This window comes from Seonamhaeicola marinus, assembly GCF_008085455.1.
Genome location: NZ_VSDQ01000698.1, coordinates 1 through 518 on the forward strand (window position 1 = coordinate 1; position 518 = coordinate 518).

The 518-nt window shown below is 33.8% G+C and carries 1 protein-coding gene; it reads left to right on the forward strand.

Annotation, left to right across the window (positions count from 1 at the left end; translation table 11 throughout):
- Positions 1–372 (forward strand): alpha-2-macroglobulin family protein (locus tag FUA24_RS17205; RefSeq protein WP_148544322.1); only part of this gene is annotated, 372 nt, incomplete at its 5' end.
- Between the last annotated feature and the right edge of the window lie 146 nt (positions 373–518).

The window sequence follows — 518 nt, forward strand, 5'->3', positions numbered from 1 at the left end:
ATTGCCAACTTAAAACAAGGACAAGATTTTGTAGCTACGGTTAAGGTTAGTAACCTTAAAAATGCTGCAATAAATAATGTGGCACTTACTCAAATTTTCCCTTCGGGATGGGAAATTGTAAATACCCGGTTTACAGATTTTGGGGCTGCCACCTCTAATGAAGCGCGCTATACAGACATTAGAGACGACCGCGTGAATTTCTATTTTGACTTAAGCAAACATGGAAATTCCAATAGTACCAAAACATTCTCGGTAATGCTAAATGCTGCTTACTTAGGCAACTATTATTTACCAGGAATTCAGGCGGAAGCTATGTATGATAACGACTTTTTAGTACGAACTAAAGGGCAGTGGATTAATGTAATTAAATAATTAAAGTTTCTAATACATATAGTTGAACCCTTATTACCAAACAGGTACAACAAAAGTAATTTGTTTAATAATTTTTGAATTATTAACAAGGTTGCTTTACATTACTAGCCATGGGAAAAACTATGCTGTTAAAAAGAAACTTTATA